The following is an 8,772-nucleotide window of genomic DNA, read 5'->3' on the forward strand; positions in this document are numbered from 1 at the left end:
AAGGCGGCGAAATGAACGACCTCGGAGTCATCGATCGCTTCATGGAGACCTTTACCCGCTACATTGACAGTGGGTTCGGTCTGCTTTCGGGCGACGTCGCCTTTCTCACCACCATTCTGATCGGCATTGACATCACGCTCGCGGGCTTGGTCTGGGCGTTCGGCGACGAGCCCAACATACTTGGCCGGCTTGTTCGCAAAGTGCTCTATGTCGGCGCCTTCGCCTTCGTCCTGAACAATTTCAAGAACCTCGCCGACATAATTTACCGCTCCTTTGCCGGTCTCGGCATCAACGCATCGCCCGGCAACCTGTCCGCCGACAGTCTCCTGCGGCCAGGCCGCATTGCCGCGGCCGGCTTCGAGGGCGCCTGGCCGCTCCTCAATCAAGCGAGCCAGCTAGTAGGCTTCCCCGAGATCTTCGGTAACGCGCTCACCATCTTCGTGCTGCTTCTGGCCTGGTTCCTGGTCCTCATCGCCTTCTTCATTCTTTCCATCCAGCTCTTCATCACCATCCTCGAGTTCAAGCTCACCACGCTGGCCGGCTTCGTCCTGGTGCCCTTCGCGCTCTGGAACCGCTCGGCGTTTCTGGCCGAGCGCGTGCTCGGCAATGTGATTTCGTCGGGCATCAAGGTGATGGTGCTTGCCGTCATCGTCGGCATCGGCTCCACGCTCTTTGGCGAGTTCGCTTCCGCCCTGCAGGGCCAGGAGCCGGACCTGGCGGCGGCCATGTCTCAGGTACTGGGTGCACTGGCGCTGCTTGGGCTCGGCATTTTCGGCCCCGGGATTGCCTCGGGTCTTGTTTCCGGCGCGCCGCAGCTTGGCGCCGGCGCGGCACTTGGAACAACGGCGGCCGCAGCTGGATCAACGCTCGTTGCCGGAGGCGCTGCGTTTGCCGGCGCGCGCATGGCAACAGGCGGCGGCCTCGCCGCAGTCCGTGCCGGCGCCGCTATGGGGTCCGCTGCCACCGTCGCTTGGCAGACGGGGCGCGCGACATCGCCCGAGTCCGGGCTGTCCGGGGTAGCTGCTGGGCTGCAGGGGGTTGCGAGTGCCGCTAGCGGCGCCGCGGTGCGGGGAATGCGATCCGCAGCAGAACCATTCCGCCGTAGTGCCGACGCCGGTCGCGATGCCGGCTGGACCGCGACCGGCGGCATGCCGACCAGCTCGATGAGCGGAAGCTCTCCAGTTATAGCTCCCGCGGCCGCGCCTGCCTGGGCAAGGCGTCTGCGTTCCGAACAGACCGCACGCGCCCATCGCAATGCTGCCACGCAGGCGGTGCGCGATGGAGATCGGGGCGGAAGCGGCGCCAATCCCTCCCTCAATGACAAGGAAGACTAGATGCTCTTCAAGCGACCCGTTCAGCGTTATGGAAAGACGCCCGAACCCGTAACACCCTACCAGAAGGCCAGCCAACTCTGGGATGAGCGCATCGGCGCGGCGCGCGTGCAGGCCAAGAACTGGCGCTTCATGGCCTTTGGCTGCCTGGCTCTGACGACGGGGCTTTCCGGTGGGCTTCTGTGGCAGTCGATGCAGGGCCGCGTCGTGCCTTATGTCGTCGAGGTCGACCGCTTTGGCGAGGCGCACGCGGTCGGGCCGGCAGTCCAAAACTACCAGCCCGACGATGCCCAGATCGCCTGGCATCTCAGCCGCTTCATCCAGAATGTTCGTTCGGTTTCCACCGATGCGGTTCTGGTGCGGCAGAATTGGCTGTCGGCCTACGACTTTGCCACCGACCGAGCGGCGCTCTTCCTCAACGAATATGCCAAGGCGAACGACCCTTTCGGCCAAATCGGCACGCGCAGCGTGTCAGTACAGGTGACCAGCGTGGTCAGGGCTTCCGACAGCTCGTTCCAGGTCAAATGGACCGAGCAGGTGTTCGAGCGCGGCAGCCTCGCCAGCACGACGCGCTGGATCGGGATCCTCACCATCCTCATCCGCCCGCCTAGGACAACCGAGCAGCTGCGCAAGAACCCGCTCGGCGTCTTCATCAACGCCATCGACTGGTCGCGCGAGCTCGACAGCGCCGCGCCAACCCCCGTTTCCCCTAAGGAGCCCGCCAATGACAAATAGAGCCCCATTGCTTCGTGCTGCCTTGATCCTGTCGGCGTCTGTTGCGGTTCTTTCGGCCTGTGCCTCGAAGCCAGTGCCGCCGCCTCAGATTTCCTATGACCACGAGGACTTCAAACCAGCCGCGATCGAGAAGGCGCCGGAGAAGCCGGTCAAGGTCGTGGAAGTGCCGAAACCGTTACCGTTGCCTGGTCAGTTGATGCCCGCACCCGGCAAGCCCGCCCCAGATAAGCGCTCGCCGGAAGAACAGGTCGCCGATGCCAACAAGGCGGCGACGCAACAACCCACCAAGTTTGGCTATGTCAATGCGGTGCAGGTTTACCCCTTTGCCGACGGCGCGCTCTACCAGCTCTACGCCGCGCCGGAGCGCGTCACCGATATCTCATTGCAGCGGGGCGAGAAGCTGACCTCGGTCTCAGCCGGCGATACGGTCCGTTGGGTAATCGGTGACACCGTTAGTGGCTCAGGCGATGACCAGCGCACTCATGTGCTGGTGAAGCCATTCGCGCCGGGGCTTGCCACCAATCTGGTCATCACGACGGACAGGCGATCCTATCACCTGCAGCTTCAAAGCACTGAGAAAACTGCCATGGCGGCGCTCTCCTGGATTTACAGCGAAGACCAACTCGTGGCGCTTCGGCGGCGCAACGCTCAGGCAGAGGCTGAAATGCCCGCGGCCTCGAACGTAGCACTCGAAAACATCCGCTTCCGCTATTCGATCGCCGGCGACACGCCACCGTGGAGACCGACGCGCGCCTTTGATGATGGCAGCAAGGTCTATATCGAATTCCCGCGCCGTATCGACCAAGGTGAGGCGCCGCCGCTCTTCATCGTCGGAGCCGACGGGGACAACCAGCTCGTCAACTATCGCATGCGCGCCAACTACTACATCGTCGATCGCCTCTTTGCTGCGGCCGAGCTAAGGCTGGGCACCAAACAGCAGCAGGTGGTGCGCATTACGAGAACCGACGGTCGGCAACCGCCGCGGCGGGTTTCGCTGTTTTCGCGTTTTGGCAGGTAAGGGGAGGCTCATGACCGATACTTCCCACCCGAATGCTCCGCCGAAGCTCAATCCCGAACAGCTGCAGCTGCGAGCCTCACCCCGCCGAGCGGTGCGGTTCAGGCGCGGCATAATTGTCGCCATCGCTGCTGTTGGTTCCGGCGCTGTTTTTGGCGTCACGATGATGGCGCTGCAGGGGCCCGCATTGCGCCTGAAACAGCAGGCCGAAGAGCTCTACAGCACGGACCGCAAGCCGACCGCCGAGGGACTTGAATCGCTGCCCAAGGACTATTCCGGGAGCAAGCCGAAGGCTCCGGTGCTTGGACCGCCGCTGCCCGGGGATCTCGGCCGTCCTATTCTCGAGCACCAGCGCCAGCTTGGCATCGCACCTGGGCAAGACGTTTCCGCCGAGGCGCAGCGGCTTGCACAACAAGCCATTGAAGCGCGCGAGTCGCAAGTCCTGTTCCGCATCGAAACCCGACTCCAGCAAACGGAAGCTTTTAGCAATGGGCAGGGCGGACGTTCACCTTTCGAGACGGCGCCTCCGCAGCCAGATACCGAAGGCGCGCGAGCTTCCGTCGCCCCGGCCGAGGGCGACCAGAACAACCAACAGCGCAAGCTCGATTTTATCGATCAACGGAACACCAGCGGGATCTACAATCCGCATGCGCGGCAGACGCCGGCCTCGCCGTATCAGATCATGGCCGGCAGCGTGATCGCTGCAAGCCTGATCACCGGCATCAATTCCGACTTGCCCGGCCTCGTTGTCGCGCAGGTTACCGAGAATGTGCGCGACAGCGTCACCGGCAGCACCCTGCTCATCCCGCAGGGCTCACGGCTGATCGGCACCTACGATAGTGTTGTAGCCTTTGGCCAAAGGCGCGCTCTGTTGGTGTGGCAACGCATTGTGATGCCGGACGGCTCATCGATCGAAATCGACAATCTGCCCGTGACCGACGCGGCCGGCTATGCCGGGCTCGAGGACAAGGTGGATTTCCATACTTGGCAGCTGATCAAGGGCGTCGCGGTGGCCACATTGCTGGGGGTTGGTACCGAGTTGAGCTTTGGGGAAAATGAAAGCGACTTGGTCAAGGCAATTCGTGAATCCACCCAGCAGAACGTCAGTCAAGCCGGCCAACGGATCACTGAAAAGAACCTGAACATCCAACCCACGATCACCGTCCGCCCTGGTTGGCCGTTGCGCGTCATCGTGCACAAGGACCTCGTGTTGCGGCCATACACGGGGTGAACAGGAGGACTTTCATGGCTAACCTGAAACTCGGAAAACTTCCGGACCGGACGCCTTCGAAGATCACCATCACTGTTGGCGCCGACTTGAGCCAAGCACTCAACGACTATGCCGCACTTTACCGTGAGACCTATGGAGAGTCCGAAACCGTGGCGGAACTGATCCCCTTTATGCTGGTCGGGTTCCTGGAAGGCGACCGGGCGTTTGCCAAGGCCAGAAAGGAAGGTCTGCCGGGCGCTGGCGTGTCGGAGAAACCACGAAGGCAATCATCTTCCACACTGGACAACGGTTAGCGCTTGGTGTCGTTTTGGAGCACGCTAGGTTCTTGATCCTGACCGGGTTGCCGCCGGTCCGTACTCCACCAGTTCGAGTGCCCCCTCCTTTGTGCAGGAATTCGCCTGAGCGAGTTCGGAGCGCCTCTTCAAGGAAGCGATGATTGCGCTCCTGTACATCGAGGTGCGCCGGCGTCGGAAAGCACGCGACAATCCATTGCCACACGCGGTGTTGAAACGAGCCTGAAGGCATGTCTAATTCCAGCGGTTACCCTGAGAAGACACTGAGTCTGAGGGAGATTCAAGTTTCAGGGGAACAACTGAGCCTGCTAGACAATAAAGGTTGTGCATAAAAAGCCGTGGCTTTTTCTTGCGGCCGGCCTCGTTCTCTTCGGACAAAAAATCGATCTTGTCACGATGCCGCCAGACCGGATGCTGAATGACAGCTTCTCGCCAACAGTAATTGAATAGCGGACCAGACCGCTCCCGGCCCCGACAACGTTGTTGAGTTCTCGACCAGCGGTCATTCTCGATGGTACCGTGGCGAAAGGTCGATCGCACATTGTTGCGTGGCCCAATGATTTTATATAGGTTCGTATATGAAGGTTGCCGATATGTGAACCTATATAGCGTTAAAGTTGATATAGTAACGTATATTGACACCCGTCATATACGAGCCTATATCAGGCTAGCTCATACAGAAATCATATACGCCATGAAGATCAAAACAGCTCGCGACATTGGAATCCTGATCAAGGAGGCCCGCACCCGGCGCGGCCTGTCACAGGCTGCCTTGGCCAAAGTGATCAACACGACGCAGACGTGGGTGTCGTGGATCGAGAACGGCAAGCCCAGCGCCGAGATCGGCAACGTGCTGCTGGCGCTGACCACGCTTGGTGTGGAGATGGACTTTCAGATCCCGCCGGCGCCGACGTCGGCTGATCATCATCATAATGCCGATGAACGGCATGTCGACGATGACGACGAGGAGATTCCCTACAAGCTCTAGATGACGATGATCATGATGAACCCGATCGACACCCTCGACGTCTATATCGCTGGCAGACCGGTTGGGGGGCTCCACCACCTGCAGGGCGGCAAGCTTTCGTTCTCCTATCACGAGGCATGGATGGAAGGCCGGGTGGCAATCCCGCTCTCCCTGTCCATGCCGACGATCACCAGGACCTACGAGGGCAAGGTCGTCGAGGCATTCCTCTGGGGCCTACTGCCGGATAATGAGCAGACCCTCGCCAGATGGGCGCAGAGGTTCCAGGTCTCCGCCCGAAACCCGTTTGCCCTGCTCAAGAATGTCGGCCGCGACTGCGCCGGCGCCGTCCAGTTCCTTTCGCGTGGCGACCAGATTTCCCGCGGCGAGAACGTGGAGTTGCTCACCGAGGCGCAGATCGGCGACCGCCTGCGCGATCTGCGCAAGGATGGTGCAGCGACCCGGCGAATCGGCGATCCTGGTCAGTTCAGTCTCGCTGGTGCGCAGGCAAAGACGGCGTTCCATTTCGACACGGGCAGCAATCGCTGGGGTATTCCTCTAGGCGACACGCCCACGACACACATCTTAAAGCCGCCTTTGCCGCACTTGCACGGGCATACTGAAAACGAGCATTTCTGCCTGCAGCTTGCATGCAAGCTCGGCATGGACGCTGCACACAGCCAGGTTCTCGACTTTGCAGGCGAAAAGGCGATCGTTCTCGAGCGCTACGACCGCCGCAACATCGACGGCAAGACCATCCGCATCCATCAGGAGGACATGTGCCAGGCCCTGTCGGTGATGCCGACGCTAAAGTACGAGAACCAGGGTGGGCCAGGTATCACGACGATCTCCAAAAAGGTGCTGTCGGCCTCCCTCGACCCCGTCCAAGACCGTCAGACCTTCATGGCCGCGAACGTCTTCAACTGGATCATCGCCGGCACGGACGCGCATGCAAAGAACTACTCGATGCTGCTCGGTGCCCAGGGCGAGGCCCGCCTAGCTCCGCTCTACGACATCTCCTCCATTCTGCCGCACCTCGGCGAGGGAGAGATCCAAGCTGAGATGCGCGACCTTAAACTGGCGATGAAGATCGACAGAGTTTACCCGATCGACGAGATCATGCCGCGCCACTGGGGGCGCTGTGCGTCCTCAGCAAAGGTCGGCGCCGAGTACACGGTGCGGACGATCCGCCATCAGCTCGCGGTGATGCCCGATATGGCATCGGAGTGCGCCCAAGAGCTTCGCCAAGAGGGGATCATCCATGAGATCGTTGGTCGCCTCGTCGACGCGATCGCGACGCGCATCAAGGGCTTGTCCCGGATCTATGGAGAGGAAGCCGCCGCGGAGCCCCTGGAGGTTGTGGAGGTGAAAGTCGGGCGGGGATAGCGGATCCACGGACTAATGCCGGCGAAACGGACGCGACCGCACACTGCCCAAGGGATTCTCGCTCTAGTAGCGCGGCCCCGGGCCGGGTAGATGGCCGGTTTCGGAACCGGCCATCCGGCATCTTGAATGATGGGAATGGGGTCGGCTGCAGAACGGCAGCTTCCCGCCAAACGTTGCCCAAGAGCGGCCAGTCCAGTCCGCTCTCGGCCAACCGTCATCATTCACCAACCTTATTGATTCCCCGGAGAGAAAGTTGATCCTCCGGGCCGACGATTTGGCGCGAGTTTCGGCGTTTTTCGACGGTCAGTATGATTTCCGGCGGTTAGAGATTTGCATCGGCGTTTGGTGAACGGCCGCTGTTGGGTTCAAAGTGGACGGTCGCGTTGGCTTGCGGCGTCCCTCGATTGAGATCACCCGCGGGTTTTTGCTCTTGAGTTCATCCAGATAGTCGGCCCACCATTGCATCATTTTCACGCGCTCGTCCCAGTGCTCTGCCCGGGCGTAGGCGCGCCGAACGTCGTTGTTCTCAATGTGGGCCAGCTGCCGCTCTATGGCGTCCGGATGCCACTTGCCGCATTCGTTCAGCAGAGTTGATGCCGTTGCTCGAAAACCATGCGCGGTTGCTTCTTCCTTGCCGTAACCCATACGACGCAGCGCGGCGTTAAGCGTGTTGTCGGAAATCGGACGCGAAGCCGACCGAACACTAGGAAACAGCAGCGATCCATCACCAGAGATTTCTCTCAGTGAAGTCAGGACGCTGATCGCTTGCTTTGATAGGGGTACGCGGTGCGGCCGTCGCATTTTCATGCGTGCTTCAGGGATCGTCCACACCGAGCTTTCAAAATCGAACTCTTCCCATTCAGCGGCGCGAAGCTCGCCGGGGCGGGGAAACAGCAGCGCTATCAGCTTTAGACCGGCTCGGGTTGTAGGCTGTCCATCAAATGCATCGATCCCCCTCAGCAAACCGCCCAAGGCCTTCGGATCGGTAATCGCGGCGCGAGACGTTACCTTCGGACTGATGAGTGCGCCTCTGAGGGCGAAGGTCGGATCTGTCTCGGCGCGTGCGGTCGCGATTGCGTATCGAAACACGCTGCCGATGGTGGAGCGCAGTCGCCTAGCCGACTCGTATCGACCGCGAACCTCGACGCGACGGAGGGCGGTAAGGATGATAGCCGGATCGATCTTCCGAATGCACTTATCGCCGATTATCGGATAGGCAAAGTCGAGCAGCCATTTGACCTTGCTGATCGTCCGGACGGCACGTCCCTCCTTCTTCAGCTTGTCAACATATTCGTCCGCGATTGAGCGAAAGGAGTCCTTTGCCGAATCGGCCTTCCGCAAGCTGCGTTCCTTTCCAGGGTCGACGCCAGCTAGCAGGAGCCTTTTAGCATCATCGCGCGCCTCCCGTGCCTCGGCGAGAGAGATAAGCGGATAGCTCCCCAGCGCGAGCAGTTTCTGCTTGCCGTCAAAGCGGTAGGCGAGCCGCCAGAGGCGAGAGCCCGTGGGCTGTACCCATAGCTGCAGCCCGCCCCCGTCAGACAATTTCACGAGTTTGGAAGCAGGGCGGGCGTTTCGACATTTCACGTCGGATAGGGCCATTCGTCAGGTCTCCCTTGGCTGTTTCGATACCATCAGGATGTCGAATACCAACGGAAATACCATCCCCCCGCCTCGTTGGACCAAATGCGCCCGAAGCGCTCTCTGTCCCGCTTAATTGCGCAATGCGACGGAAAAAGATCAACAATTCCAGTGGGTTGCAGAAGCTGCAGCGCAAAAGGTTCGGCTTAACGGAGTGTCGGGAGAAGAGGGAATGGTGC

Annotated in this window: 8 protein-coding genes; 7 read left to right on the forward strand and 1 reads right to left on the reverse strand. The window is 60.8% G+C overall.

Going from position 1 to position 8,772, the window contains the following annotated elements:
* Positions 1-11: 11 nt before the first annotated feature.
* From trbL to AC3CCE_RS03285, 7 genes are all read left to right on the forward strand, one after another.
* A complete protein-coding gene (gene trbL / locus AC3CCE_RS03255; RefSeq protein WP_352626293.1) occupies positions 12-1,334 on the forward strand; it encodes a P-type conjugative transfer protein TrbL in 1,323 nt (440 codons plus the stop codon).
* Positions 1,335-2,066, forward strand: a complete 732-nt coding sequence (gene trbF / locus AC3CCE_RS03260) for a conjugal transfer protein TrbF (RefSeq protein WP_023766656.1) — start codon at positions 1,335-1,337, stop codon at positions 2,064-2,066.
* Complete coding sequence (gene trbG / locus AC3CCE_RS03265; protein WP_352544005.1) at positions 2,056-3,084, forward strand: P-type conjugative transfer protein TrbG; 1,029 nt, start codon at positions 2,056-2,058, stop codon at positions 3,082-3,084. The genes trbF and trbG overlap by 11 nt, the downstream gene beginning before the upstream one ends.
* 10 nt (positions 3,085-3,094) lie before the next feature.
* Positions 3,095-4,312 (forward strand): TraB/TrbI/VirB10 family type IV secretion system protein, encoded by a 1,218-nt coding sequence (locus AC3CCE_RS03270; protein ID WP_023766658.1) that lies wholly within the window; start codon positions 3,095-3,097, stop codon positions 4,310-4,312.
* 14 nt (positions 4,313-4,326) lie between these two features.
* Entirely contained in the window at positions 4,327-4,605 is a 279-nt protein-coding gene (locus tag AC3CCE_RS03275; protein WP_352544004.1) for a DUF2274 domain-containing protein, read from the forward strand.
* A gap of 694 nt (positions 4,606-5,299) precedes the next feature.
* Complete coding sequence (locus tag AC3CCE_RS03280) at positions 5,300-5,593, forward strand: helix-turn-helix domain-containing protein (RefSeq protein ID WP_352544003.1); 294 nt, start codon at positions 5,300-5,302, stop codon at positions 5,591-5,593.
* On the forward strand, positions 5,594-6,955 hold the full coding sequence (locus tag AC3CCE_RS03285) for a type II toxin-antitoxin system HipA family toxin (protein ID WP_050589496.1): 1,362 nt from the start codon (positions 5,594-5,596) through the stop codon (positions 6,953-6,955). It begins immediately after the preceding gene.
* A 303-nt stretch (positions 6,956-7,258) separates the two neighbouring features.
* On the opposite strand, the gene AC3CCE_RS03290 is transcribed toward AC3CCE_RS03285, so the two are convergent.
* The gene (locus AC3CCE_RS03290) at positions 7,259-8,554 is read right to left on the reverse strand and encodes a tyrosine-type recombinase/integrase (RefSeq protein WP_352514695.1); all 1,296 of its coding nucleotides are present in this window, start codon (positions 8,552-8,554) and stop codon (positions 7,259-7,261) included.
* Positions 8,555-8,772: the final 218 nt, after the last annotated feature.

The sequence above is a fragment of the Mesorhizobium sp. P160187 genome, assembly GCF_057766425.1.